Annotated in this window: 27 protein-coding genes; 18 read left to right on the forward strand and 9 right to left on the reverse strand. The window is 69.4% G+C overall.

What is annotated here, in order from left to right; all coding sequences use genetic code 11:
- Positions 1–9 precede the first annotated feature (9 nt).
- From map to truA, 10 genes are all read left to right on the forward strand, one after another.
- A complete protein-coding gene (gene map / locus Psi02_RS17550; protein WP_203975345.1) occupies positions 10–837 on the forward strand; it encodes a type I methionyl aminopeptidase in 828 nt (275 codons plus the stop codon).
- Between the two features lie 69 nt (positions 838–906).
- Positions 907–1,368: a DUF1707 domain-containing protein gene (locus Psi02_RS17555; protein ID WP_203975346.1), complete on the forward strand. Its 462-nt coding sequence runs from the start codon at positions 907–909 to the stop codon at positions 1,366–1,368.
- A gap of 441 nt (positions 1,369–1,809) precedes the next feature.
- On the forward strand, positions 1,810–2,031 hold the full coding sequence (infA, locus tag Psi02_RS17560) for a translation initiation factor IF-1 (protein ID WP_012887858.1): 222 nt from the start codon (positions 1,810–1,812) through the stop codon (positions 2,029–2,031).
- A 48-nt stretch (positions 2,032–2,079) separates the two neighbouring features.
- Complete coding sequence (rpmJ, locus tag Psi02_RS17565; RefSeq protein ID WP_003956441.1) at positions 2,080–2,193, forward strand: 50S ribosomal protein L36; 114 nt, start codon at positions 2,080–2,082, stop codon at positions 2,191–2,193.
- A gap of 246 nt (positions 2,194–2,439) precedes the next feature.
- Positions 2,440–2,820 carry a 30S ribosomal protein S13 gene (gene rpsM, locus Psi02_RS17570; protein WP_203953457.1) on the forward strand — a complete coding sequence of 127 codons (381 nt, stop codon included), beginning with the start codon at positions 2,440–2,442 and terminating at the stop codon, positions 2,818–2,820.
- Positions 2,821–2,854: 34 nt separating this feature from the next.
- Positions 2,855–3,259 carry a 30S ribosomal protein S11 gene (gene rpsK / locus Psi02_RS17575; protein ID WP_020542285.1) on the forward strand — a complete coding sequence of 135 codons (405 nt, stop codon included), beginning with the start codon at positions 2,855–2,857 and terminating at the stop codon, positions 3,257–3,259.
- A gap of 20 nt (positions 3,260–3,279) precedes the next feature.
- Positions 3,280–3,906: a 30S ribosomal protein S4 gene (gene rpsD / locus Psi02_RS17580; protein WP_203975352.1), complete on the forward strand. Its 627-nt coding sequence runs from the start codon at positions 3,280–3,282 to the stop codon at positions 3,904–3,906.
- A 160-nt stretch (positions 3,907–4,066) separates the two neighbouring features.
- Positions 4,067–5,083: a DNA-directed RNA polymerase subunit alpha gene (locus Psi02_RS17585; RefSeq protein WP_203885769.1), complete on the forward strand. Its 1,017-nt coding sequence runs from the start codon at positions 4,067–4,069 to the stop codon at positions 5,081–5,083.
- A 98-nt stretch (positions 5,084–5,181) separates the two neighbouring features.
- A complete protein-coding gene (rplQ, locus tag Psi02_RS17590; RefSeq protein ID WP_203975354.1) occupies positions 5,182–5,706 on the forward strand; it encodes a 50S ribosomal protein L17 in 525 nt (174 codons plus the stop codon).
- Positions 5,707–5,866: 160 nt separating this feature from the next.
- Positions 5,867–6,763 (forward strand): tRNA pseudouridine(38-40) synthase TruA, encoded by an 897-nt coding sequence (gene truA, locus Psi02_RS17595; RefSeq protein WP_239094958.1) that lies wholly within the window; start codon positions 5,867–5,869, stop codon positions 6,761–6,763.
- On the opposite strand, the gene Psi02_RS17600 is transcribed toward truA, so the two are convergent.
- The 3 genes from Psi02_RS17600 to Psi02_RS17610 all read right to left on the reverse strand — a co-directional run bounded on the left by Psi02_RS17600 (position 6,753) and on the right by Psi02_RS17610 (position 11,648).
- Entirely contained in the window at positions 6,753–9,641 is a 2,889-nt protein-coding gene (locus Psi02_RS17600; RefSeq protein ID WP_203975356.1) for a hypothetical protein, read from the reverse strand. The genes truA and Psi02_RS17600 overlap by 11 nt on opposite strands.
- A gap of 157 nt (positions 9,642–9,798) precedes the next feature.
- Positions 9,799–10,908 (reverse strand): hypothetical protein, encoded by a 1,110-nt coding sequence (locus tag Psi02_RS17605; RefSeq protein WP_203975358.1) that lies wholly within the window; start codon positions 10,906–10,908, stop codon positions 9,799–9,801.
- Positions 10,909–10,949: 41 nt separating this feature from the next.
- Positions 10,950–11,648 carry a CAP domain-containing protein gene (locus tag Psi02_RS17610; protein ID WP_203975360.1) on the reverse strand — a complete coding sequence of 233 codons (699 nt, stop codon included), beginning with the start codon at positions 11,646–11,648 and terminating at the stop codon, positions 10,950–10,952.
- 368 nt (positions 11,649–12,016) lie between these two features.
- Between Psi02_RS17610 and rplM the strand changes: the two genes are divergently transcribed.
- From rplM to glmM, 3 genes are read left to right on the forward strand one after another with little or no spacing between them, the layout of a single operon-like run.
- The gene (gene rplM / locus Psi02_RS17615) at positions 12,017–12,460 is read left to right on the forward strand and encodes a 50S ribosomal protein L13 (protein ID WP_203953464.1); all 444 of its coding nucleotides are present in this window, start codon (positions 12,017–12,019) and stop codon (positions 12,458–12,460) included.
- A 30-nt stretch (positions 12,461–12,490) separates the two neighbouring features.
- On the forward strand, positions 12,491–13,009 hold the full coding sequence (gene rpsI, locus Psi02_RS17620; RefSeq protein WP_203953465.1) for a 30S ribosomal protein S9: 519 nt from the start codon (positions 12,491–12,493) through the stop codon (positions 13,007–13,009).
- Position 13,010: 1 nt separating this feature from the next.
- Positions 13,011–14,366, forward strand: a complete 1,356-nt coding sequence (glmM, locus tag Psi02_RS17625) for a phosphoglucosamine mutase (RefSeq protein WP_203975361.1) — start codon at positions 13,011–13,013, stop codon at positions 14,364–14,366.
- A gap of 112 nt (positions 14,367–14,478) precedes the next feature.
- Here glmM and Psi02_RS17630 read toward each other — a convergent pair whose 3' ends face one another.
- The 6 genes from Psi02_RS17630 to coaA all read right to left on the reverse strand — a co-directional run bounded on the left by Psi02_RS17630 (position 14,479) and on the right by coaA (position 19,979).
- Positions 14,479–15,195 carry an ABC transporter permease gene (locus Psi02_RS17630; protein WP_203975363.1) on the reverse strand — a complete coding sequence of 239 codons (717 nt, stop codon included), beginning with the start codon at positions 15,193–15,195 and terminating at the stop codon, positions 14,479–14,481.
- A 43-nt stretch (positions 15,196–15,238) separates the two neighbouring features.
- Positions 15,239–16,192, reverse strand: a complete 954-nt coding sequence (locus tag Psi02_RS17635; protein ID WP_239094959.1) for an ABC transporter ATP-binding protein — start codon at positions 16,190–16,192, stop codon at positions 15,239–15,241.
- Entirely contained in the window at positions 16,189–17,058 is an 870-nt protein-coding gene (locus Psi02_RS17640) for an ABC transporter permease (RefSeq protein ID WP_239094960.1), read from the reverse strand. Before Psi02_RS17640 ends, Psi02_RS17635 begins: the two co-directional genes overlap by 4 nt.
- A complete protein-coding gene (locus Psi02_RS17645; protein WP_203975367.1) occupies positions 17,055–17,984 on the reverse strand; it encodes an ABC transporter ATP-binding protein in 930 nt (309 codons plus the stop codon). The genes Psi02_RS17640 and Psi02_RS17645 overlap by 4 nt, the downstream gene beginning before the upstream one ends.
- A gap of 90 nt (positions 17,985–18,074) precedes the next feature.
- Positions 18,075–19,037, reverse strand: coding sequence for a DUF389 domain-containing protein (locus Psi02_RS17650; RefSeq protein WP_203975369.1), 963 nt, complete (start codon positions 19,035–19,037; stop codon positions 18,075–18,077).
- 18 nt (positions 19,038–19,055) lie between these two features.
- On the reverse strand, positions 19,056–19,979 hold the full coding sequence (gene coaA, locus Psi02_RS17655) for a type I pantothenate kinase (RefSeq protein ID WP_203975371.1): 924 nt from the start codon (positions 19,977–19,979) through the stop codon (positions 19,056–19,058).
- Between the two features lie 175 nt (positions 19,980–20,154).
- Between coaA and Psi02_RS17660 the strand changes: the two genes are divergently transcribed.
- From Psi02_RS17660 to tsaE, 5 genes are all read left to right on the forward strand, one after another.
- Positions 20,155–20,505, forward strand: coding sequence for a holo-ACP synthase (locus Psi02_RS17660; protein WP_203975373.1), 351 nt, complete (start codon positions 20,155–20,157; stop codon positions 20,503–20,505).
- Between the two features lie 63 nt (positions 20,506–20,568).
- Positions 20,569–22,065 (forward strand): NAD(P)H-hydrate dehydratase, encoded by a 1,497-nt coding sequence (locus Psi02_RS17665; protein WP_203975375.1) that lies wholly within the window; start codon positions 20,569–20,571, stop codon positions 22,063–22,065.
- 107 nt (positions 22,066–22,172) lie between these two features.
- Positions 22,173–23,318, forward strand: a complete 1,146-nt coding sequence (gene alr / locus Psi02_RS17670; RefSeq protein WP_203975377.1) for an alanine racemase — start codon at positions 22,173–22,175, stop codon at positions 23,316–23,318.
- Between the two features lie 25 nt (positions 23,319–23,343).
- Positions 23,344–24,390 (forward strand): alpha/beta fold hydrolase, encoded by a 1,047-nt coding sequence (locus Psi02_RS17675; protein ID WP_203975379.1) that lies wholly within the window; start codon positions 23,344–23,346, stop codon positions 24,388–24,390.
- Positions 24,387–24,875 carry a tRNA (adenosine(37)-N6)-threonylcarbamoyltransferase complex ATPase subunit type 1 TsaE gene (gene tsaE / locus Psi02_RS17680; protein ID WP_203975388.1) on the forward strand — a complete coding sequence of 163 codons (489 nt, stop codon included), beginning with the start codon at positions 24,387–24,389 and terminating at the stop codon, positions 24,873–24,875. The genes Psi02_RS17675 and tsaE overlap by 4 nt, the downstream gene beginning before the upstream one ends.
- Positions 24,876–24,891: the final 16 nt, after the last annotated feature.

The following is a 24,891-nucleotide window of genomic DNA, read 5'->3' on the forward strand; positions in this document are numbered from 1 at the left end:
GGTGCACAAGTGTTCAAGAAGAATAAGCACGGGATTCAGATCAAGTCGCCTGAACAGCTCGACAAGATGCGCGCGGCGGGCCTGGTCGTCGGCAGGACACTCGAGTTGCTGCGATCGTCGGTCCAGCCCGGAGTCACCCCCCTCGAACTCGACGCGATCGCCGAGGAGGCCATCCGAGGCGAGGGCGCCATCCCTTCGTTCAAGGGCTACCAGGGGTTCCCAGCGACGATCTGCGCCTCCGTCAACGACGAGGTCGTTCACGGCATCCCCAACGATCGCCGCAAACTGCGGGAGGGCGACATCATCTCCCTCGACTGCGGGGCGATCCTGGACGGCTGGCACGGAGACTCCGCGATCACCGTTCCGGTGGGGGAGGTCGACCCGAAGCTCACCGAGCTGATGCGGGTCACCGAGGAGGCCATGTGGCGGGGGATCTCGGCGCTCACGGTCGGCGGCCACCTGTCGGACATCGGGTTCCGCGTCGAGCGGTACGTGCGCTCGCAGGGCCGCTACGGCATCCCCCCGGAGTACGGCGGGCACGGGATCGGCACCGAGATGCACATGGACCCCTGGGTGGCCAACCACGGCCGGCCCGGCCGCGGGCCGCGTTTCGAGGTGGGCATGTGCTTCGCCGTGGAGCCCATGGTGAACATCGGCACCGAGCGTACGAAGGTGCTCGACGACGAGTGGACGGTCGTCTCGGTGGACGGCAAGCCGTCCGCCCACTTCGAGCACAGTGTCGCGGTGACGGAGAACGGGCCGCTGGTGCTCACGGCGCTCGACGGGGGCGCGTCCCGGGTCAAGGAACTTCTCGCCGACCCGGCCGACAACACCTGATCCGTACGGCATGCCGGGGCGATCGGTGGCCCATAATGTGGGTATTGCGCGGCTAAACAGGAGATGGTGATGGCGGCAACCCCGGAGATGCGGGCCTCCGACGGCGACCGGGATCGGGTCGCCGCCGCCCTGCGTGAACACGTGGCGGAGGGCAGGCTCACCGTCGACGAGTTCAACGAGCGCCTCGAGGCGGTCTATCAGAGCCGCACCTACGGCGAGTTGGCGAAGCTGACCACGGACCTGCCGGAGATCGACCTGCACACGCTCCCGGCCACGGTCAAGCCCGAGGCCGAGTCGCCGGCGCGGGCAGGGCGGAAGCAGGCGGCCACCCGGGCGGCCTGGTCGAGCTTCGTGGGCACGAACGCCGTCCTGTGGGCCATCTGGCTCGTGTCTTCCTTGGGCTCCGGCCACGCGATCTTTCCGTGGCCGCTGTGGGTGACCCTCTTCTGGGGCATCCCTCTCGTGGTGGGCACCGTCTTCGGCACGGGCCCGGGGCATGGACGAGACCGGCGCAGGGAACGCCGCCGCTGAGACCCGGGGATTTCGGCCCGTTGTGGCGGGCTCTCCGGTGAGACGCAGTCTTTGCCGATCGGCCACCATCGCCCGGTTTTCCGAGGGGTACGTGATCTTTATCGCGCGACGCGGTACGGCTGGGCTGTGCCGCGTCGCGCGATGATCGAGTCGCGCCCACCCGGACCGGCATATCGGCGATGCCGGAACGGGTGGGTGCGATCATTTCGACGACAGCGGGCGCGATCGGAATCTGGGGTACTCTTTGAGCTGGTTGTGTCGGGACACCCCGCTTCCGTTTCGCTTTTAGGGGTGGGCTGTCGTACACTACTTTGTCGGTTCACTATGACCTTTTGCGCATGGGCGGTCTTGGCCGACCGCGCTCTCCCGAATGGTGTGAAGGTCGCGGCTGCTTAGTGTTCCGGAAAACCTCAGACGACCGATCACTGAAACGCGAGGGCCATGGCCAAGAAAGACGGCGCCATCGAGATTGAGGGCACTGTGGTTGAGTCGCTCCCGAACGCGATGTTCCGGGTGCAACTCGACAACGGCCATAAGGTCCTTGCTCACATCAGTGGGCGGATGCGGATGCACTACATCCGAATCCTTCCCGACGACAGGGTTGTCGTCGAACTCAGCCCCTACGACCTCAGTCGTGGGCGGATCGTCTATCGGTACAAGTAGGCCATCCTCCGTCCAGGAGGCGGGCCGTACGCGGAACGAATAAGGACTATGAAGGTCAAGCCGAGCGTCAAGAAGATCTGCGACAAGTGCAAGGTGATCCGCCGGCACGGTCGCGTCATGGTGATCTGCGACAACCTGCGCCACAAGCAGCGTCAGGGCTAGTCGCAGCCGGCCCCGCGTGGAGTCCGCTCTCGTAGCGGACTCGATCATGCGAGGGCATCCGGTACGGACGTCGTGAGACGGATGAAGCCGGAACAGTAATCGCGTACCACACCCGCGAAGGCGGCTTCCCTGTGGAGGCCGTACCGCGCGGGAGACCCCCGGTCGGAGGCCGGGGCCCTCACCCCGGGCATGGGGAGGGGCAGTGGAGCGCAGGACCTCCGCCACAAAAAAGGAGAATGCCCGACCATGGCTCGCCTGGTTGGCGTCGACCTCCCCCGCGAAAAGCGGCTGGAGATCGCTCTCACCTACATTTTCGGAATCGGCCGCACCCGCGCCCACGAGATCCTTGAGGCCACGGGCGTAAGCCCTGACCTGCGCGTCCACCAGCTCAGCGACGCTGAGTTGGTCCCGATGCGTGACTTCATCGAGGCGAACTACAAGATCGAGGGTGACCTCCGCCGCGAGGTTCAGGCCGACATCCGGCGCAAGATCGAGATCGGTTGCTACCAGGGCATCCGGCACCGCAAGGGGCTGCCTGTCCACGGTCAGCGGACGCAGACGAACGCGCGCACCCGCAAGGGCAAGAAGAAGACCGTGGCCGGCAAGAAGAAGCCGGGCAAGAAGTAGTCCTAGCAGCCACATTTCAGGAGACAGCGCTTAAATGCCGCCGAAGAGCCGCCAGGGCGCGCCCAAGAAGGTGCGCCGTAAGGAAAAGAAGAACGTCGCTCATGGGCACGCCCACATCAAGAGCACGTTCAACAACACGATCGTTTCGATCACCGACCCGAACGGGAATGTGATCTCCTGGGCCAGCGCCGGCCACGTCGGGTTCAAGGGCTCTCGTAAGTCCACCCCGTTCGCCGCTCAGATGGCCGCCGAGAACGCCGCCCGTCGCGCCATGGAGCACGGCATGCGGAAGGTCGACGTGTTCGTCAAGGGCCCCGGTTCCGGTCGTGAGACCGCGATCCGTTCGCTCCAGGCGACCGGCCTCGAGGTCGGGTCCATTCAGGACGTGACCCCGGTCCCGCACAACGGCTGCCGTCCGCCTAAGCGCCGTCGCGTCTGAGTCCAGGAGATACAGAGAAAATGGCTCGTTACACGGGTGCGGACTGCAAGCTGTGCCGGCGAGAGAAGACCAAGCTCTTCCTCAAGGGCAAGAAGTGCGAGTCCGCGAAGTGCCCCATCGAGATCCGTCCTTACCCGCCGGGTGAGCACGGCCGCGGCCGTCCCAAGGAGTCGGAGTACCAGCTCCAGCTTCGTGAGAAGCAGAAGACCCGCCGCATCTACGGCATCCTCGAGAAGCAGTTCCGGAACTACTACGAGGAAGCCAACCGCAAGTCGGGCAAGACCGGCGAGAACCTCCTCCAGATCCTGGAGAGCCGTCTCGACAACGTGGTCTACCGCGCCGGCTTCGCCGAGTCGCGTGACGCGGCCCGTCAGCAGGTGCGTCACGGACACATCCTGGTGAACGGGAAGAAGGTCGACATCCCGTCGTACCGCGTCCGTGAGCACGACATCGTCGAGGTCCGCGAGAAGTCGCGCAACCTGCTTCCGTACGAGGTGGCCCGCGCCACCGCCGGGGACAAGACGATCCCGGCGTGGCTCGGCGTCGTGCCGGACAGCATGCGCGTCCTCGTGCACCAGCTCCCGGTCCGCCAGCAGATCGACACGCTGGTCCAGGAGCAGCTCATCGTCGAGCTCTACTCCAAGTAGGAGCGGTCTCGATCAGACGATGACGCCGTACGGCTCGCTCATGGCGAGTCGTGCGGCATCATGGTTGTTAGCGAGTGGCGTCAAATAGCGGGCGCCGCCGTACCCAGAGGGGCAGTGGACCCGGAGCGACGCGGGCCTGTCCCGGATTCAGGAGTAACACATGCTGATCGCCCAGCGCCCGAGCCTCCAGGAGGAGTCGCTCGAGGAGCATCGGTCCAGGTTCGTCATCGAGCCGCTGGAGCCGGGCTTCGGTTACACCATCGGCAATTCCGTGCGGCGCACGCTGCTGTCCTCCATTCCGGGGGCGGCGGTCACCAGCATCCGCATCGAGGGCGTGCTGCACGAGTTCACGACCGTGCCCGGGGTCAAGGAAGACGTCACCGACATTATCCTCAACCTCAAGGCGCTGGTCGTCTCCTCCGAGCACGACGAGCCCGTGGTGATGTACCTGCGCAAGCAGGGCCCGGGGGAGGTCACGGCCGCGGACATCGCGCCCCCCGCGGGCGTCGAGGTCCACAACCCCGACCTGCACATCGCCACGCTGAACGGCAAGGCGAAGCTCGAGATGGAGCTGACCGTCGAGCGTGGTCGCGGCTACGTCTCCGCGGCGCAGAACAAGCAGCCGGGACAGGAGATCGGCCGGATTCCGATCGACTCGATCTACTCCCCGGTTCTCAAGGTCACCTACAAGGTCGAGGCCACCCGTGTCGAGCAGCGCACGGACTTCGACCGCCTGATCCTCGACGTCGAGACCAAGCCCTCCATGAAGCCCCGCGACGCGGTGGCCTCGGCGGGCAAGACCCTCGTCGAGCTCTTCGGCCTGGCCCGTGAGCTCAACGTCGAGGCCGAGGGCATCGACATCGGCCCGTCGCCGACGGACGCGGCCCTGGCCGCCGACCTGGCGCTGCCGATCGAGGAGCTCAACCTCACGGTCCGCTCCTACAACTGCCTCAAGCGCGAGGGCATCCACACCGTGGGTGAGCTCGTCGCCCGCAGTGAGCAGGACCTGCTCGACATCCGCAACTTCGGCGCCAAGTCGATCGAAGAGGTCAAGCAGAAGCTGCACGAGATGGGCCTCGCTCTGAAGGACTCCCCGCCCGGATTCGACCCCACCGCGGTCGCCGGCGGAGGGTACGACGACGAGGACGGCGGTTTCATCGAGACCGAGCAGTACTGATCGGTACTGCACGGCCCTGACAGTGACGACCGGTCCGCCGGTCGGCCCGACCCCGGTACCTGATACGGCCGGGGCGGGTTATCCATGAGGAGCATCACATGCCCAAGCCCACCAAGGGCGCGCGCCTGGGCGGCAGCCCGGCGCACGAGCGGCTGATCCTGGCGAACCTCGCCACCCAGCTGTTCCAGCACGGCCGGATCCGCACCACCGAGGCCAAGGCCAAGCGCCTTCGGCCGCTGGCGGAGAAGCTGATCACCAAGGCGAAGAAGGGCGACATCCACAACCGTCGCCAGGTGCTGACCGTCGTTCGCGACAAGAGCGTTCTGCACCACCTCTTCACCGAGATCGCGCCGACGTTCGCCGAGCGTCCCGGTGGCTACACCCGGATCACGAAGATCGGGCCGCGCAAGGGGGACAACGCTCCCATGGCGGTCATCGAGCTGGTCACCGAGCAGCTCAGCCCGGTCACCGTCTCGCGGACCACGCCTGCCGCCGCGCCGGCTCCCGAGCCCAAGGCCGAAGAGGTCGAGGCTCCCGAGACCGACGCCACTCCGGAGAGCGCCGAGGCCACCTCGGAGCCGGAGGCCGCCGAGGCGGACGGCGCCAAGAAGGACGAGGCCTGATTCCAGGCTTTTGAGAGCGGGTCCGGCCTTCCCTCGCGGGGGTGCCGGGCCCGCTTTCTCGTTTGATACGGGAGAGATACGGCAGTGATGCGGCAGGCTCGGGTCTGTCGACACGGATACGGCGTGGGCCGGCAGGGCCTGGCCGTACGGGAAGGATGACGTGGATCGGCTCGTTCGGCTGCGGATGGACCTGTCGTATGACGGGACCGAGTTCTCCGGCTGGGCGCGCCAGCCCGGCAGGCGGACCGTTCAGGGAGAGCTTGAGGAGGCGCTCGGCCGCGTCCTCCGGCTGGAATCCGCTCCGGCGCTGACCGTGGCCGGCCGTACGGACGCCGGAGTCCACGCCCGTGGCCAAGTGGCCCATGCCGATCTGGCGATCTCGTCGCTCGCGGTCCTGGACGCCTCGGCCCGCCGAGGAGCTCATACCGGTGGCGCGGAGGAAGATTGGGAGGATAAGGGCGCTCAGTGGCTCTCTGCGCTCATCAGGCGGCTATCGGGTGTCCTGCCGCTGGATGTCAGGGTAAAGGCCGTCTGCGTGGCTCCTGAGGGCTTCGATGCCCGTTTCTCTGCCCTGTCCCGTCGGTACGTGTACCGCCTCTCCGACGCGCCCGGCGGGGTGGATCCCCTGCGGCGGCGAGAGGTCGTCTGGCACAACCGGCCGCTCGACGTCGATCTGCTCAACGCCGCGTCCGCCGCGCTGCTCGGTGAGCATGATTTCGCGGCGTTCTGCAAGAGCCGGGAGGGGGCGACGACGATCCGCGAACTCCAGCGGCTCGACTGGGCGAGAGGTGACGACGCGATCATCCGTGCCACGGTCGTCGCCGACGCCTTCTGCCACTCGATGGTCCGGGCTCTCGTGGGGTCTGTCCTGGCGGTCGGTGAGGGAAGGCGGCCCGCCGAGTGGCCTGGTCAGGTGCTGGCTGCCACGATCAGGGACTCCGGCGTGCACGTCGCGCCCGCGCACGGCCTGACGCTGGAAGAGGTCCGCTATCCGGCCGCCGAGGAACTGGCCCGGCGCGCCGCCTCGACGCGCCGGGTCCGAACGCTCAACGCGTGATGCGCTTGGCGAGCACTTCGGCGGTGTGGTCGCGGAAGGCGGCGCTCACCGGGCCGAGGCTCTTGTCCTTGGCCTCAGGTGTGTGGCCGTCGGCGTAGGTCGCGTAGCTGAAGACGATGTAGCGCCCCCAGACCATTCCGGCGGCGTACCCCCCGGAGATCGTCACCCGGTCGGTCGCCGTCTCCGCGGTGCCGTCGAGGCCCCGGAACCACTGGTTGCCGCCGAGGTTCTTGCTCCGGTCGACCGTCAGCGCGGCCTGCTTGGTGGGCAGGACGGCGATCCCGGTGGTGACGGCGTACTGCTTCTTGGCGTCCACGTAGGTCGCCCGGAGAACCCGGCTGCACTTCTGCTTCTGGAGCGCGACCGCGAATGTGCCGGTGGCCGCCGCGCCACACGTGTCGGTGCTGCCGATCTTGACCCGCCTGAAGGTGCGCCCCGCGACGGACACCCGGGACTCGGGGAACGCCTCCGTCAGCAGCATGTTCCGGGGATCGGTCTTCTGCGAGTCCAGGATCGTGGCCGCCGTGGGCTTCGGAGCGGGGGCCTCGTCCACGTCCGGGGTGCCGGCCGTGGAAGGCGCCGCGGTGGTCGCCGCAGTGGTCGCGCCGGTGGGCGACTGGCCCGTGTAGGCATAGAACGCGGCCGCGCCGATGACGCCGATGACGACGGCGCCACAAGCGGTGAGCAGCACCCTCTTGGTCATGCCGGTGGCCGGCCTGCCCCGGTCGTCCTGGGAGACCGGGGGGAGGTCCGGCGGCGGTCCCGGCAGGACGGGGACCTTGGGCTGCGGGGTGGTGGCCGGCCCTTCGAAGTCGGAATCCGGCGGGGACCCCAGCGAGTCGAATCCCGGTGCCAGAGCCTTCGTGGCGGCCTTGGGCGGCGTCACCGGTGTGAAGGCGAAGGGGGTCGTGGGGGCGGAGGCCGGGTTCTGCGGTGTCGGAGCGGGGGGCATCTGTCCAGGAGTCATGTGGGGGGACGGTGACTGAGGAGGTTGCGAGCCCGAGGGCTCCTCGATCGGCAGCGCGTGGATTCCCGTCTCCAGCGGAGGGAAACCGGCCGTCGGAGTGATCGCCAGCGCGATCGCCTCGTCGGCGGCCGGGCCAGGCTCGGACGGATCGCTCTCGGGGCGCGGCCACAGTGATCGTGCGGCTGAGATGCCTTCACCGCCTCCGGAACCCCACTGATCGGGAGCGCCGGAGGGGGCATCGTCGCGCATGGCCGCCCGTCCCGCGGGGGCGTCGCCGTAAACGGCGTCACCGGGAAAGGCGGTGCCGGGCAGCGGTTCATGCAGGCCGGCCTGGGAGGCGGTCGGGGAGCCGCTGTCTTGATGTGCGGACGTGCCCAGAGGCCATATGGCTCTGGCGTCGGCCACTTCGATGGCCGCGGCCTCGTGCTCGACGGGCGGAGCCTCGTGGTGGAGGTGCCTGCCCTCGGCGGCCGGGGCCTCGTCGTCGGTGAGCCGCGGAGGCCAGACCGGGACGTCCCCGGGCTCGGCGGGCCGGGTGGGAACATCCGTACGCGCGGGATCGGCGGCGCCTTCGGCGGTCTCTCCGAGGCCCGCGCCCGTGGAAGCGTCGCCGAACCGGGTGTCGGGGCTCTGGGGGTCGCGGTCAGACGTGCCGTACCCGTGACCAGGAGTCTCCTGCACGGGTGAGTCGTAGACGGGCGCACCGAGAATCGGGGCTTCCGGGACGAGGCTCCCGTGGTCGAACCTGTCAGGGGCGGATGCACCGTGGACCGGAGCGTCGTGACTCGGGACGTCATGACTCGGGACGTCGTACAGGGGGGTGTCGTAGACCGGTGCCCCGAAGACGGGAGTCCCCGAGACGGGGACACCGTGAGCGGGCACGTCGCCGAGGCGTCCGGCGGGCCCGAGCGGGTCATGAGGATCGAGAGGCTCGTACGCCTGACCAGGGCCGTAGGTCACGGAGGGGTTGTACGCCTGCGTGGGGGGATACGTCTCGGGGGCCGGATTCGGCTGCTCCGAAGGAGCGGGGGTGTACGCCTCAGGGGCCGGATTCGGCTGGGAGGTCCCGTACGTCTCCGCTTCGGGAGCCGGCCAGGCGGCATGCCGGGCGGGCCAGGATCCGTCCCGAGAGAGTGTTTCGTCCGCCGGGCCCACACCGGGATCGGGGCTCCACGGCCGGGAGCGATCCTCCAGGTTCGGCGGCGGCGTCCACGGCGGGGGCCAGGCGGCGTGACCGCCCGGCTCCGTCGCCGGAGCATGTGGATCCCCGCCGGGCGTCTCGGCGCCGTACCCGCCCTCGTAGGCGTCCTGGGCGGTGTAGGGCTCGTGGGTGGCGTAGGGCCCGGGGGTGGGGAAGGGCTGCCCGGTGGAGTCGGGCTCCCGGACAGGCTCCGGCTGTACGGCGATGCCGTCCGACCACGAGTGCTCCACCGGCTGGGGAGGGTCCTCGGGCTGCGCAGCGAAGGCGCCCTGTCCGGACGGGCGGCTCAGCGCGTGACGTCCGGGCTCGCCGAAGAGCGGCGTGTTCCCCGGCGCGGGCGCGTTCTCCGCGCCGGTCGCACTCTCCGCGCCGGGCGTGCTGTCCGCGCCGGTCCTGCCGTCCCTGCCGGGCGTGCCGGTCATGCCCTCTGGGCCGGCGTGGTGGGGGGCCGGCAACGGCGTGCCGGGAGCCTGGAACGGCGGGAACGAGTCGGACGGCTGGATGGCCCTGAACTGGTTGGTGTCCTCGAGACGGTCGGAGACCTCGGCGTCATGGGCCTCCGCCTGCGGAGGCGAGAACCAGCTGTAGGCCGGCTCCTCCTCCGGGGCCCACGCGGTCTCCTCGCCGACGGGCGACCGGCCGAAGCTCGGCGGTGGCGTAGCGGCTGCCGCCGAGTTCTGGGTGTCCGCCGGAGGGCGAGTCCATGCCATATCGTTTTCGTGCTCGGAACCGGAATCCTGGCCACGCATAGCCGGAAGCGTATCGGCGTCGACGAGATCGCCGTGTCGCTATGGGCGTTTCCGCGTGGACCTCGGCGGCCGTTCGCCCGAGAAGATCACCATATGAACGCACTGGTGACCAGGCCCGTCAGGCATGTCCTCCGGTGAGCGAACGGGTTTCGAGGGCAGGGAAAACCGTCGCATCGGTGATGTCCACGGCGGCCTGGTAGAGCTGCTTCAACCCGGTCTTGCTCGGCTTGTGCCCGTCCTTGAACTGGAACCACAACAGGACGGTGTAGTGGCCGTGCGTCCAGCCTCCGGCGTACGCCTCACCGGCGCCGAGGTGCTTGGTGACCGAGTCCTTGCCCGGCAACGGCTTGAGGTAGTCGGTGCGCTCCCCGCCGCCGCCCGCCGACGCCACCTTCTTCGCGCCGGACGCGGTCCTCAGGTTCGCCACGCCGACGGTGCCGATGATCGTGCCCTTGGCGTCCCGGAAGCTGGCCCGGATCATCTGGGTGCAGGCACCCTCCTTCAGGGCCTTCGTGATCTTCGCGCCGGAGATGCCGTCGGCGCACGTCTTCTCCTTGCGCCACACCGTCATCAGATAGGAGTGCTTGTTCTGGGTGATCTTCTTCTTCCCGAACAGCTCCTTGATGGCCAGCGGCGACTTGTCCGTGGCCCGGGACTCGGCATAGCCGTACTTGCCGCCGGGACCCGACGGCACGACGATCGTCGGCGTCGGCACGACCTGCTTGTGGACCGGCGGCTTGTCGTTCTTCGCGGCGACCCAGAGCCCGGCGAAGAGCGCGACGATCAGGGCGACCAGGGCGACGCCGAACACGAGTGGCCGGCGCCACAGGGGCACCGGCGCGTCAGGGTCCCACTTCGGCTCGGGCGGCGGGGGCGGGCCGGGCGGCGGGGCCGCGGGGCCTGCGCCGAACGATTCGGTCGTCCCCGGGTAGCCGTAGCCCTGGCCGGGGTTCTCCTGCCACTGATCGTTCGACGTCGCGCCGAAGGGCGAGTCCTGCTGCAGCCCGGCCCCCGCACCGTACGGCGCGGTGTCCTGCCGGTATCCGCCCGCCGCGCCGTACGGTGCGGCGATTTGCCCGGTCTCGTAGGGCGAGGGCTCCCGACTGTGCGGGCCGCCGTACGGCGAGGAGATCTCCTCGCCCTGGTGCGGCGGGGCGTCCCGCCAGCTCGGCGGGTCGGGAGGTGTCAACGGCTGGCGATGTGGATGTTGGTCGCCGGGATAACCCATGCGCCCGAGATTAGCCGGGTATCAGAGCACATGAGGAAGGGTCACGAATACCCGAAGTCCTCTGTCCACCATGGACCCCCAGGTCCGATGGCCACTCCTACGCCTGTGGCCACCAGCCGGCAGGTGAGCATGTTCCGGCGGTCCCCCGGGTTGTTCATCCAGCCGCGGACGGCCTCCTCCGCCGACCGGTAGCCGCGGGCGATGTTCTCCGCGCCGCCGTCCTTGTACCCCGCCTTGGCCATGCGCGACCAGGGGGTCTCACCGTCGGGGGAGTTGTGGTCGAAGACGTTGCTCTTGGCCATCTCCAGCGAGTGGAGCTGGGCGGACCTGACGAGACGGGGGTCCAGGCGCAGCGGCCCGCATCCCGCTTTGGCCCGCTCGATGTTGACCAGCGCGACGACCTTCTTGCTGGGGAAACTCTTGGCGCCTCCGCCGCGGCCGGTGCGGCCGGGGGGCCGGGTGAAGCCGGGGTTGCGCTGCGGCCCCCGGTCCGACGGGCCCGCGCTCGGCGTGGTCGCCGTGGCGGACGGCCGGGTGATCGAGGTGGCCGCCCGGGAGGCGGACGCCTGTGGCCGCACGGCCTCCAGCGGCGGCCGGTCCTTGCGACTGGCGGCGACCGCGCTGGGTGAGGGCTGGGAGTTGCGCAGGTAGACCTCGTCGACGCCGCCGCTGTTCGCGGTCAGCCTGTTGACCACGACACCGAGGAGCAGGATCGCCAGCACGCACGCGAGTAGCCCCACGCGAGTCCCACGCCGGGACGCCCGCCGGGTATGCCGGGTGTGAGGGGTCTGCCACATAGCGCAGTCAAATATAGAGATCCGCGGCATGTGGAAGAAGAGGACAACGGGAAAGTATTTGCTGAACGTTCAAATGTTACCTTGGGGTCAGATGTCCATCCTGATCTCCCGATGTCCCGCCGCCGCGCGGGCGTCGTTTTGACCACGCCATACGAGGTCGGTTAGTCTGCTAGTTCGTTGTGTGTGGACCGGTCTGCGAGACGACCGGTGCACGGCGCGTCCGGCGTCTTCTCCCGTACATGCGGAGACGGAGGTTGTCGCCGTGCCTGCGCAACCTACCGAGAGTTCACATTCCGACAGAAGGCACTGCCGTGCGCACGTTCTCACCGAAGCCCAACGACGTCGAACGTCAGTGGTACGTCATCGACGCCACCGACGTCGTGCTCGGCCGGTTGGCCAGCCACGTCGCCACTCTGCTTCGCGGTAAGCACAAGCCGATCTTCGCCCCGCATGTCGACACGGGTGACTTCGTCATCGTCATCAACGCGGACAAGATCGCCCTGACCGGCAACAAGCTCGAGCAGAAGAAGGCCTACCGCCACTCGGGATACCCCGGCGGTCTGCGCGCCGTCACCTATGGCGAGCTCATGGAGAAGCGGCCGGACCGGGCCGTCGAGAAGGCGGTCAGGGGCATGCTGCCCAAGAACGCTCTCGGCCGGAAGATGGCGAAGAAGCTCAAGGTCTACGCCGGAACCGAGCACCCGCACCAGGCCCAGAAGCCGGTGACCTTCGAGATCACCCAGATCGCCCAGTAAACGTCGAGCCAGGAAAGTAAGAGGAGAACCGTGGCTGAGCCCACCGGTACCGAGACGCTCGTCGAGGGCGAGCTGGAAGACTTCTCCCCGGAGGAGTTCCCGTCCGAGTACACCAGTGAGTCCGCGCCCCAGAGCGACGCCCCCGTGCGCAAGCCCGTCACCACGGGCAACTCGTACGGCACCGGCCGCCGCAAGGAGGCCATCGCCCGTGTCCGCATCGTGCCGGGCACCGGCAAGTGGACGATCAACGGCCGCTCGCTGGACACCTACTTCCCGAACAAGGTCCACCAGCAGATCGTTAACGAGCCGTTCGTCGTGCTCGGCGCTGAGGACCAGTTCGACATCATCGCCCGCATCGACGGCGGCGGCGTGACCGGCCAGGCCGGTGCGCTGCGCATGGGCCTGTCCCGCGCGCTCGCCATCCTGGACGCCGAGAACCGCCCGCCGCTGAAGAAGGCAGGCTTCCTCACCCGTGACGCTCGCGCCACGGAGCGCAAGAAGTACGGTCTGAAGAAGGCCCGTAAGGCTCCGCAGTACAGCAAGCGTTAAGTTGGGGCGCCTCTTCGGCACCGACGGGGTACGTGGGGTCGCTGGTCGCGACCTCACCGCGGAACTGGCCATGGACTTGTCCGTGGCCGCCGCTCATGTCCTCGGCGATGCCGGGGCGTTCCACGCCAGCGTCGGGCGGCGTGGCCGCCCGATCGCCGTCGTAGGCCGGGACCCTCGGGCCTCAGGGGAATTCCTTGAGGCGTCCGTGGTCGCCGGCCTCGCGTCGTCAGGCGTGGATGTGCTTCGGCTCGGCGTGCTGCCCACCCCGGCGGTCGCGTATCTCACATCCGCACTGGGAGCTGACCTCGGGGTCATGCTCTCCGCGTCCCACAATCCGGCCCCCGACAACGGGGTCAAGTTCTTCACTCGTGGCGGGTTCAAGCTGCCCGACGCGGTGGAGAACGAGATCGAGCAGCGGCTCGGGGAGAAGTGGGACCGCCCGGTAGGCCCGTCCGTGGGCCGAGTCCGGGAGGCGTACGGCGAGGCGGATCGATACGTCTCGCACCTGTTGACCACCCTGCCCCACCGTCTGGACGGGCTCCGCGTGGTCGTCGACTGCGCGCACGGCGCGGCGCACATGGTCGCTCCCGAGGCGTTGTTGCGCTCGGGCGCGGTCGTGGAGACCATCGGCGCCAACCCGGACGGTCTCAACATCAACGAAGGCGTCGGGTCGACGCACCTCGGACCTCTCAAGGAGGCCGTCGCCGAACGTGGCGCCGACCTCGGGGTCGCCTATGACGGCGACGCCGATCGTTGCCTCGCGGTGACCGCCGACGGCGACGAGGTCGACGGCGACCAGATCATGACGATCCTCGCGCTGGCCATGCACGCCGACGGCCGCCTGGCCGAGGACACCGTGGTCGCGACCGTGATGTCCAACCTCGGATTCAAGATCGCCATTCGGAACGCCGGGCTGAACATGGTGGAGACCGCCGTGGGCGACCGGTACGTCCTGGAGGCGATGAAGGAGCACGGGTACAACTTCGGCGGAGAGCAGTCCGGTCACGTGATCATGCTGGATCACGCCACGACCGGCGACGGTCTCCTCACCTCGTTGCACCTGATGGCCGAGGTGGCGCGGTCGAAGCGTTCGCTGGCGGAGCTGGCGTCCGCGATGACCAAGCTCCCTCAGGTGCTGGTCAACGTCCGTGACGTCACCAAGGCGAAGGCGTCCGCGCCCGAGCTCCTGGCGGCCGTCGCCAAGGCGGAGGCCGACCTCGGTGACAGCGGCCGGGTGCTGATCCGGCCGAGCGGGACCGAGCCGATGATCCGTGTCATGGTCGAGGCGGAGTCGCATGACCAGGCCTCGTCCGTGGCCCACTACCTGGCGGACGTCGTCCGTACGGTCTGCGCCTGAACGAGTGCTGAAAAGGAAAGGCACGGCTCATGCCCAGGGGCGTGAACCGTGCCTTTCTGCTTTGAGTGGTCTGCTTGCCTCGAGAGGCGAGGCGTCGCGTGCGACGAGAACGTCACTCGTCGCCGGTGAGCGACAACGATCGCAGCCGCTGGCCGGCCCACACGAGCGAGCCCACCGTCACGACGACCACCGCTGATACGGCGAAGCCGAGCGAGACGTCCGAGGTGAGGAACGGCGAGGAGGAGATCCGGTCGGCGATCGACGTGGCCCACTGCTGGATGGAGAACGTCCGGGCGCCGGGCACGTAGCCGCCGACCAGGCCTTCCCATACGAGCGCGTAGATGACGCCCACGGTCACCGCGTGCCGGGTGATCACGCCGACGAGCATGAAGACCGCCGCGTAGGCAACGCCGCCGAGCAGGGCGCCCAGCGCGAAGCCGTAGGCCACGCCCGACTCGTCGCGGATCAGCAGGAACGCCGCGATGAACGTGGACAGCGCCCCGAACACCGCCACGAGCGACGCCGCCACGACGAACTTCGTCAGGGCGATCACCGGCCGGGAGATCGGCTTGGCCAGCAGATGGATGATCGTGCCGTCCTCGATCTCCGGGGCGATCACACCGGTGCCCGCGATGAGCCCGAGGAGGGGCAACATCGTCCCGATGGAGAACTTCTCCATGAGGATCACGGCCGTGTGCTCGTCGGGACCGCCGATCAGCCTCAGCAGCGCCGCCATGCCGATCAGCGCCGCCGGGAGCAGCGCGAGCAGCCAGATGCGCTTGCGCCCCAGCATCGCCCGGTAGGTGATATCCGCCACGACTGCGTTCATCGGTCTCGCTCCGCTCGACTGCTCGACGGCGCCTTTGATGCGTTCATACGGAACTCCTGGAGATCAGGTAGGAGAAGACGCTCTCCAGGTCCTCGTCCGTGGGTGAGACCTGCCACAGGTGGACGTCGAGGTCTCTGGCCAGCTTGGGCAGCAGTGAGGTGAACCGGGGGAAGTCCACGGCCTGGACCTCGATGCCCTGGTCGGTGAGCGACACCGCGCTGGAGGAGGGGTCCGCGATCAGCGCGGCGGCCAGTCGCCTGTCGTCGCTCGACCGGACGCGGAAACGGTGCGGCCGGTCGGTCATCCGCCGCCGGATCTCGCGGTAGTCGCCGGAGGCGGCATGCCGTCCGGCGACGAGGACCTCGATCTGCTGGGCGACCCGCTCGACCTCTTCGAGGATGTGCGAGCTGAACAGGATGGTCCGGCCCTGCTCGCCCAGTTGCCGGACGAGGTCCATGAGATGGAGCCGCTGGCGCGGGTCCATGCCGTTGAACGGTTCGTCGAGCAGCAACACCTGAGGATCGTGGACCAGCGCGGCCGCCACCTTCACCCGCTGGCGCATGCCCTTGGAGTAGGTCTCGATGCGGCGGTCCTTCGGCCCCGCCATCTCCACGAGGTCGAGGGCCCGGGCGGCGGCGTCCGCCGGGGACGGCAGGCCGTGCAACCGGGCGGCGGAGAGCACGAACTGCCAGCCGGTGAGGAAGCCGTAGACCCCCTCTTTCTCCGGGACCAGGCCGACGAGCCGGTAGATCTCGTGGTTGCGCCAGATGCGCTGCCCGTTGAGCGTGGCCGTGCCGCCCGAGGGCGCGAGGAACCCGGCCATCATGTGGAGCAGCGTGGACTTGCCCGCGCCGTTGGGGCCCAGCAGGCCGGTCACCCCTGGTCCGATCGTCATCGTGACGTCGTTGACGGCGACGACGTTCCCGTACCAGCGGGACACCTGGGTGAGCTCCACGACGCTGTGCCGCGTGGTCGCCGGGGTGGTGGTCATGGTCATGACGACGCGGCCTTCCGGTAGCGGAGGAAGAGGCCGGCCAGCGCGACGACGATCGCCATCAGCACGAACAGGCACGACCACAGACCGGGCGGGTAGCCCTCCCCGTTGGACGGATCGGTGCCGAACAGCGCCACCTGCACGGAGTCGACCAGGAAGAACGGATTGATCAGCATCGCCCACTTGGCCGCGACGTCGCGCCCTATCGACATGAACACGCCGAAGAACACGATTGAGACCACCGAGGTGAACAGGTAGAACGCGATCACCGAGGCGACGCCGAGCCCGCGGCGCGGGGTGAACGAGGCCAGGGCGAGACCCAGGGCGGCGAGGAGCACGGCCAGGATGACGGCACCGCCCATCGCGGAGAAGTACTCGGCCGTGTGCGGCGGGCCGGGCAGGTCGACCAGCAGTTCGCCCGCGAACAGGAGGGTGAGCGGCACGGCCAGCACGAGGAACATCGCGATCGTCAGGGCGGCCAGTTTGGCGCCGAGGTAGTCGAGCACGGCCACCGGCCGGGACAGGTAGAGCGGCAGCACCCGGAACCGCAGGTCGGGCGCGACGAGATAGGGCGACTGCGCCGCCAGGAAGATGGCGAGCACGGGCTGCATGATGGACGCGTAGTCCGAATAGCCCATGCCCTGCTGCTTCACGAGCGCCATGATGGCGATCGACACCACGCCGGGCAGCAGCAGGATCCCCGCCAATATGAACGGAATGATCTTGGCGCGTGCCGCGCGGCCCAGGCCGAAGACACCCCTGAGGCTGTGGAGCATGAGGGCCCCGAAGGCGCTCCCTCGGCCCAGCCGTGCACCTTCGTAATGGCGGTATCCGATGTCGTGGATGACACCGGTCGGCTCTGGCATCATGCGGCCGGCTCCTTGAACACGTCCTCGATGTGGCCGCGGCGCTGCTCCAGCCGTACGAGGTTGAGGTTGAGATCGCAGACGGCGTCGCGCAGCGCGTCGTAGGCCCGCCCGGCGTCGGCGTCGGCCGGCACCTGGAGCGTCAACGTCCTGCCCTGTACGGCGACGGCCTCGCCGACCCGGGCCAGGCGATCGGCCAGCGGCTGGAGCCCGTCCTCCACCTCGACGGAGATGACCTGAGTGGCCTGGGTGAACTCGCCGATCGACGACGATCGCAGCAGCTTGCCCGCGTCGATCACGATGACGTGGTCGCAGACCCGTTCCAGTTCGCCGAGCAGGTGGGAGGTGACGAGCACGCTGATGCCGAACTCGGCGCCGATGCGCCGGATCAGCGCCAGCATCTCGTCGCGGCCCGCAGGGTCGAGACCGTTGGTGGGCTCGTCGAGGAAGACCAGACGGGGATCGTGGACGAGGGCCTGGGCGAGCTTGACCCGCTGGCGCATGCCGGTCGAGTAGCCGCCGATCGGGCGATACCGCTCTTCGTACAGGCCGACGTGCCGCAGTGTGTCGGCGGCCCGTTCCCTGGCCGCGGTGCGCGGCAGCCCGGACATCTGGGCCATGTGAACCACGAACTCGGTGGCCGACACGTCGGGCGGCAGGCAGTCGTGCTCGGGCATGTATCCCACGACGCGGCGGATCTCCACCCCTTGGGTGGCCGTGTCCATGTCGAGGACGCGGGCGCGTCCCGACGTCGCGGGCAGCAGGCCGAGCAGGATCTTGATGAGAGTGGACTTGCCCGCACCGTTGGCGCCGACCAGGCCGGTCACTCCGGCTCCCGCCGTGACCGTCAGGTCTTCGAGCGCGGTGACGCGAGGGAATCGTTTGGTCAGGCCCTCGGTCGCGATGCAGGTGGTAGCGCTCGCTGTCATGATCCGCACACTATCGGCCCCGGTCCGTGATGGGCCTCCTTCGAACGAACGAGTTGGCCGTCATCCTCCGGTGGGCGGTCGGACGCTCGGTCATACACCTTCGCGCGGGGCGGACCGTGCGGACACGGTGAAGCGCGGGCCGTACCGCCGCCACAGGAACCGCTGTAGGAGCAGGGTCGCCGTGCCGGCCACGACCATGCCGGCGACGTTGACGACGAGTTGGGCCAGTGACCCGCCCACCTCGGTCCACCGCCCGAGGGCGAGCGCTACCGCCATGTAGCCGGCCGCGGGCACGGTCGTGACCGAGATGAAGACGCCGACCAGGGCCGACGACTTGCCCGCCGTGATCGACAGGACTCCGGCGGCGCCCGCGAGCACCGCCACGATGAACGACCACTTGTCGGGCGTGACGATGAAGCGGACGTCGTCGTTGTGCCGCAACATCTCGGGATCGACCCACCCGAGGCCGCGTGAGACGAGTGCGCAGGCCAGCGTGACGGCGATGGCGGTGGCGAAGCCGACGGCCAACGTCCGCGAGGCCGCACCGATCAGGCTCCATCTGCGCCGGAGCAGTCCGAAGCAGATGGCGGCGACCGCGCCGAACTCGGGGCCGAGAACCATTGCTCCGACGATGAGGATCTGGGAGGGGATCAGCACGCCGATCGCCGCGATCTGCGTGGCGATCGCGAGGAAGGCGAGGAACGCCCATGTGATTCGCGACTCGGCGGCGACGCGCTGGGCGAACTGGTCCCAGATGACGGCGTCGTCGCCTTCGCCGGGCGCCCTGGCCTCCGCTTCCACCGCGCCGCGCGAGATCGACACCTCGATGTCCTCGAGCGTGATCGAGCCGTCCTCGGTCAGGCCAAGCTCCTTCAGGTGGGTGATCAGGCCGTTCGCGGCCTCTCGTGCCACATCCGCGAGCACCACGTCGCCGGTGGGACGGCGGGCGGCGCCGGGCAGGAGCACGATGTTCGTCACGCCCGCGGCTCGCTCGAGCACCTCCACGACCTTGTCCGTGCGGTCGGACGGAGCGATCACCCGTAGATGCAGCACGGACCGATTATGTCCGTCTCATGTGCGGCGGAGCCGTACCTGCTGGATGGAGTGGTCGGACCCCTTGCTGAGGATCAGGCCCGCGCGGCCCCGGGTGGGCGCGATGTTCTCGACGAGGTTGACCTCGTTGATGTCGCGCCACACGTTCCTGGCGAACTCGGTGGCCTCGTCGTCCGACAGTTCGGCGATGTGCGTGAAGTAGGACTTGGGGTCGGAGAAGGCGGTGCGGCGCAGTTTGTGGAACCGGTCCACGTACCAGGACCTGATGTCCTCGACGCGGGCGTCCACGTAGATCGAGAAGTCGAAGTAGTCGCAGACCGCCAGCGCGTCCGGCGGGGCGGGCTGCAGGACGTTGAGGCCTTCGACGATCAGGATGTCCGGCCGCCGGACGGTCTGCGCGGCGCCGGGCACGATGTCGTACTCCAGGTGGCTGTAGACGGGGGCGTCCACCGGGGAGCGGCCGGCCTTGACGTCGGCCACGAACGCCACCAGCGCCCGGCGGTCGTAGCTCTCGGGGAAGCCCTTGCGGTGCATGATCCCGCGCTCTTCCAGCACCTTGTTGGGGTAGAGGAAGCTGTCGGTGGTCACCAGGTCGACCCGGGGATGCTCCGGCCAGCGGGCCAGGAGCGTGTGCAGCAGGCGGGCGGTGGTCGACTTGCCCACCGCGACGCTCCCGGCGATCCCGAGCACGTACGGCACGCGCTCCTCGCGCTCGCCCAGGAACGCCCCGACCGCGGCGCTGCGCTGCCGCGAACCGGTGAAGTGCAGGTTGAGCAGGCGGGTGAGCGGCAGATAGATGTCGGTCACCTCGGCCAGGTCGATCGGATCGTCGACGCCTCGCAAGTCCTCCAACTCGGCTTCGGTCAGGGTGAGGGGGGTGTTCTTGCGAAGATCCCGCCACTGTTCCCGGCTGAGCTCGGCGTACCCGTCTCCATCTGCCACGTCGGAAGCGTATTCGATCGCTTCGGAGCCGATCGAGCCCGGGTCGTGCACAGCCTGTGGACAAAAATCGATGGATTACTTATGTGAGGAAGTGGGAAGGACACGCCGATACCGCCTGGATTCAACGGCGTGGCGGGTCGCCTTCCTCCCCACTTGTACGGCGTACGCTGCTCGGGTGATCGTGGGCATCGGGGTCGACGTGGTCGACGTGGCTCGCTTCGAGGCGGCGCTGAACCGCACGCCCAAGCTCAGGGCACGCCTGTTCACCGATGCCGAAAGGACGCTCCCGCCGGCCTCGCTCGCCGCCAGGTTCGCCGCCAAGGAGGCGGTGGCCAAGGCCCTCGGCGCTCCGGCCGGCATGAGCCACCTCGAGGCCGAGGTCGTCAGGGACGACAACGGAAGGCCCGCCGTACGGGTCACCGGCAGGGCCGCCGACGTGGCCCGCGATCTCGGGGTCGCCCGCTGGCACGTGTCGCTCTCCCATGACGGCGGGGTGGCCATGGCCTACGTGATCGCCGAGTCCTGACGCGCGCCTCCTTCCGCGGCCCGGTGATCGCGACGCGGGACGCCGGGGGTTACCGTCGGACGCATGCGGACCGCGTACAGCCCTGACCAGATCCGGACCGCCGAGTCGGCGCTGATGGCCGGACTTCCCGCCGGGACGCTCATGCAGCGGGCGGCGGCGGGGCTGGCCGTCGTGTGCGCCCGCCTGCTCACGGGGGCGCACGGCCGGGTGTACGGCTCGCGCGTCACCGTGCTCACCGGCAGTGGCGACAACGGGGGAGACGCCCTCTACGCCGGTGCCAGGCTGGCCCGCAGGGGCGCCCGCGTCGTGGCGGTCCTCGCCGGCTCACGGACCCACGAGGCCGGCCTGGCGGCGCTGCGGGCGGCGGGGGGAAGAACCGTCGCGTTCACCGAGGAGGAGTCCCTCGGGCTGGTCGGTGACGCGGACCTCGTCCTGGACGGCCTCGTCGGCATCGGCGGTGGCGGCGCGCTGCGGGAGCCGTACGCGACGCTGGCGAAGGCGACCGCGGACACGCCCGCGCTGGTGGTGGCGGTCGACGTGCCGAGCGGGGTCGACTCGGGCACGGGATGCGTCGAGGGCCCGGCGGTGAAGGCCCACGTCACCGTGACGTTCGGCGCCTACAAGACCGCACTGTTCGTGGATCCGGGCGCGACGCGCGCGGGCATGGTGGAGTTGGTGGACATCGGCCTGCGCCCTCACCTGCCCGAGCCCGAGGTCGTCGCGCCGGCCGACGGGGACGTGGCCGCCCTGCTTCCGCGACCGTCGGCGGAGTCCGACAAGTACCGCCGCGGGGTCGTGGGGATCGTGGCGGGCAGCGACACCTACACCGGGGCGGCCGTGTTGTCGGCCGGCGGCGCCGTACGGGCGGGCGCGGGGATGGTGCGCTTCGCGAGCTCGGCGGAGCCGGTCCGGCTCGTGCGGGCACGCTGGCCGGAGGTCGTCACGACGATCCTGGACACGACCTCCGAGGTGTCGCTCGACGCAATCGGGCGGGTGCAGGCGTGGGTGGTCGGCCCCGGGATGGGGACGGGGCCCGAGGCCCATGCCCTGGCCCGCGCCGTCCTGGCGGCCGATGTGCCCGTGCTCGTGGACGCCGACGGGCTGAGTGTCGTGGCCGCGGATCGTGCCCTGCTGCGCAGGAAGGCCCCGACCCTGATCACTCCGCACGCGGGCGAGTTGTCCCGCCTGCTGGGGGTGCCCAGGGAACGGATCGAGGCCCGCCGCCTCGAGCACGTACGGCGGGCCGCGGACGAACTGGGCGTCACCGTGCTGCTGAAGGGCTCGACGACGCTGATCGCCGAGACCGGCCGCCCGGTGCGGGCGATCACCACCGGCACGCCGTGGCTGGCCACCGGGGGCACCGGCGACGTGTTGTCGGGCATCGCGGGCGCCTTTCTCGCCGGAGGGCTCAGCGGGTACGACGCCGCCTCGTGCGCGGCGCACGTGCACGGTCTGGCCGCCAGGGTCGCGGCCCGGGGTGGGGTGCCGGGATCGGGCGAGGCGCCGATCGCCGCTCTCGACGTGGCCGACGCGCTTCCCGAGGCCCTCCGGACGCTCTGACGAAGCGCTCAGGAGGCGCCGAGGACGCTCAGAGGATGCTCAGAAGATGCTCGGACGCGCGATGTCTCGTGGTCACGGGCACGGGACCCACCTGACAGACTGGGGGGATGAGCTTGTCGACGGCGCACCAGGCCACCCCGGCCGAGGCGCGTGTGGATCTCGCCGCGATCCGGCACAACGTGGGACTTCTGGCGGGGAGCGCCCCCGGCGCCGCGCTGATGGCCGCCGTCAAGGCCGACGCCTACGGCCACGGCCTGGTCCCCGTGGCGCGGGCGTGCCTGGAGGCGGGCGCCGCCCGGCTCGGCACGGCGTTCGTGCGGGAGGCCCTTGCGCTGCGCGAGGCGGGAGTCACCGCGCCGATCCTGTCGTGGATCATCACCCCGGAGGAACCGCTCGACGAGGCGTTGCTCCAGGACGTGGAGCTGTCCGCGAGCGCGTCGTGGGTCATCGACGAGATCGCCGCCGCCGCGGGCCGCACGGGGCGGACCGCCCGGGTCCATCTGAAGGTGGACACCGGCATCACCCGCGGTGGTGCGCCGATCGCCGAGTGGCCCACGCTCCTGGAGAAGGCGCTGGCCGTACAGGCCGGGGGTGCGGTCGAGATCACAGGAATCTGGTCACACTTCGCCTGTGCCGACATTCCAGGGCACCCCTCGATCGATCGCCAGATCTCGACCTTCGACGAAGCCCTCGCCATGGCGGACAAGGCAGGCGTGTCGAGCACCGTCATCCGGCACATCTCCAACTCGGCCGCCACGCTCACCGTGCCACGGGCCAGATACGACATGGTCAGGACGGGCATCGCCCTCTACGGCCTGAGCCCCGTTCCCGAGCTCGGCGACTTCGGGCTGCGCCCTGCCATGACCCTCACGGCCAGGCTGGCCCAGGCCAAGCGCGTCCCGGCCGGCTCCGGCGTCTCCTACGGCCACCTGTACGTCACCGAGCGGGAGACCACGCTCGGTCTCGTTCCGCTCGGGTACGCGGACGGGATCATGCGGCACGCGACGAACCTGGCCGAGGTGCTGGCCGCCGGTAAGAGGCGGACGATCGCCGGGCGGGTGTGCATGGACCAGTTCATGCTCGACTTCGGCGACGATCCCGCGGAGGCGGGCGACGAAGTGATCCTTTTCGGGCCCGGGGACCATGGTGAGCCGACATGTCAGGAATGGGCGGATTCCCTGGGCACGATCACTCATGAGATCGTGACGAGGATCGGGTCCCGCGTGCCGCGCGTCCACGTGGACGGACGCTGAGCCGCGGTTGCGAGGAGAAGCGGGAATGAGCACACGTCGCAGGGTCGGCATCGCCGGAGCGGTCGTCGGTGCGGCCTCGGCCGGCGTGGCCGCCGCCGCTCTGGCCAAGAGGTATGCGGTCGGCCGCATCCGGTTGCGCCCGGATCTGGAGGCCAACGAACCCTTCGGTGAGCTCGGGGGACGCCCCGTGACGCTCACGACGTCGGACGGCGTGCTGATCCACGCCGAGGTCGACGGGCCGGAGGACGCGCCGCTCACGATCGTGTTGTGCCACGGCTACTGCCTCACGCTGGACTCCTGGCACTACCAGTGGCGGGATCTGCGCGAGTCCTACCGCCTCGTGCTGTGGGACCAGCGATCCCATGGCCAGTCCGCGCGGTCGGAGGACTGCTCGATCGACCGCCTCGGCGAGGATCTCGCGCAGGTGCTGGACGAACTGGTCCCCGGCCCCTGCGTGCTGGTCGGGCATTCCATGGGCGGTATGACGATCATGGCGCTGGCCGACCGGCGGCCCGAGCTCTTCGGCGACAAGATCCGCGGTGTCTCGCTGATCTCCACGTCGGCGGGCAAGCTGGCCGAGCTCACCCTGGGCCTGCCGGCCCTGTTGTCGAAGGTCGTGCACCGGGCCGTCCCCTCCGCGGTGTCGGTCATGCGCAGGAGCGGCGCCCTGGTGGACCGCGGCAGGGAGGCGGGCACCGACCTGTCCTTCCTCGCCCTGCGTCACCTCGGGTTCGGCGACTCGAAGAGCGTGAGCCCGACCGTGGTGGACTTCGTGGATTCGATGATCAGGGCCACGCCCAGCGAGGTGATCGCGGACTTCTATCCCGCCCTGATGTCACACGACAAGCTGACCGCGCTCGACGTGCTCAACAAGGTGCCCACGGCGATCATCGTCGGTGAGCGCGACTGGCTGACCCCCCTCGACCACAGCAGGGCCATCGCGGCGGCCGTGCCCACCGCGGAGCTGACCACGGTGCCCGGCACCTCGCACCTCGTCCAGCTCGAACGGCCGGGCGAGGTGAACGACGCCCTGCGCGCGTTGCTGAAGCGGGCGGAGAAGGAGGACGCGTGAGCACGAAACCATCCGGTCCGGAGACCCGGGACGTCCAGGAGATCGGAGCGGAGACCGCCGAGGAGACGCGGGCGGTGGGAGTGCGGCTGGCGACACTGCTGGGCCCCGGCGACCTGGTCGTCCTCAGCGGACCCCTGGGAGCGGGCAAGACCACCCTGGTTCAGGGGATCGCCGAAGGTCTCAAGGTGCGTGGTCCCATCACCTCGCCGACCTTCGTGATCGCCCGGGTGCATCCGTCGCTCTCCGGCGGTCCCGCCCTGGTCCACGCGGACGCCTACCGGCTGGGCGGCTCGCTGGAGGTGGACGACCTCGACCTGGACGCCTCACTGGAGGAGTCCGTCACGGTCGTCGAGTGGGGCGAGGGCCTCGTCGAGGGGCTCTCCGACGACCGGCTCGAGATCCACATCGAACGCGGCGACGAAGACGAGCGCCGCCTGGTCCGGCTCCGCGGCGTCGGCGCCCGGTGGGCCGGCGCCGTCATCTGATTCCCGGGCTCCAACC

This window comes from Planotetraspora silvatica (assembly GCF_016863315.1).
GTDB classification, from domain to species: Bacteria; Actinomycetota; Actinomycetes; order Streptosporangiales; family Streptosporangiaceae; genus Planotetraspora; species Planotetraspora silvatica.

Coding starts and splice junctions, on each gene's coding strand:
- Psi02_RS17555 (WP_203975346.1), top strand. CDS start 907: ATGGCGGCAACCCCGGAGATGCGGGCCTCCGACGGCGACCGGGATCGG.
- infA (WP_012887858.1), top strand. CDS start 1,810: ATGGCCAAGAAAGACGGCGCCATCGAGATTGAGGGCACTGTGGTTGAG.
- rpmJ (WP_003956441.1), top strand. CDS start 2,080: ATGAAGGTCAAGCCGAGCGTCAAGAAGATCTGCGACAAGTGCAAGGTG.
- rpsM (WP_203953457.1), top strand. CDS start 2,440: ATGGCTCGCCTGGTTGGCGTCGACCTCCCCCGCGAAAAGCGGCTGGAG.
- rpsK (WP_020542285.1), top strand. CDS start 2,855: ATGCCGCCGAAGAGCCGCCAGGGCGCGCCCAAGAAGGTGCGCCGTAAG.
- rpsD (WP_203975352.1), top strand. CDS start 3,280: ATGGCTCGTTACACGGGTGCGGACTGCAAGCTGTGCCGGCGAGAGAAG.
- Psi02_RS17585 (WP_203885769.1), top strand. CDS start 4,067: ATGCTGATCGCCCAGCGCCCGAGCCTCCAGGAGGAGTCGCTCGAGGAG.
- rplQ (WP_203975354.1), top strand. CDS start 5,182: ATGCCCAAGCCCACCAAGGGCGCGCGCCTGGGCGGCAGCCCGGCGCAC.
- Psi02_RS17600 (WP_203975356.1), bottom strand. CDS start 9,641: ATGGCATGGACTCGCCCTCCGGCGGACACCCAGAACTCGGCGGCAGCC.
- Psi02_RS17605 (WP_203975358.1), bottom strand. CDS start 10,908: ATGGGTTATCCCGGCGACCAACATCCACATCGCCAGCCGTTGACACCT.
- Psi02_RS17630 (WP_203975363.1), bottom strand. CDS start 15,195: ATGAACGCAGTCGTGGCGGATATCACCTACCGGGCGATGCTGGGGCGC.
- Psi02_RS17635 (WP_239094959.1), bottom strand. CDS start 16,192: ATGACCATGACCACCACCCCGGCGACCACGCGGCACAGCGTCGTGGAG.
- Psi02_RS17640 (WP_239094960.1), bottom strand. CDS start 17,058: ATGATGCCAGAGCCGACCGGTGTCATCCACGACATCGGATACCGCCAT.
- Psi02_RS17645 (WP_203975367.1), bottom strand. CDS start 17,984: ATGACAGCGAGCGCTACCACCTGCATCGCGACCGAGGGCCTGACCAAA.
- Psi02_RS17665 (WP_203975375.1), top strand. CDS start 20,569: ATGCGGACCGCGTACAGCCCTGACCAGATCCGGACCGCCGAGTCGGCG.
- alr (WP_203975377.1), top strand. CDS start 22,173: ATGAGCTTGTCGACGGCGCACCAGGCCACCCCGGCCGAGGCGCGTGTG.
- Psi02_RS17675 (WP_203975379.1), top strand. CDS start 23,344: ATGAGCACACGTCGCAGGGTCGGCATCGCCGGAGCGGTCGTCGGTGCG.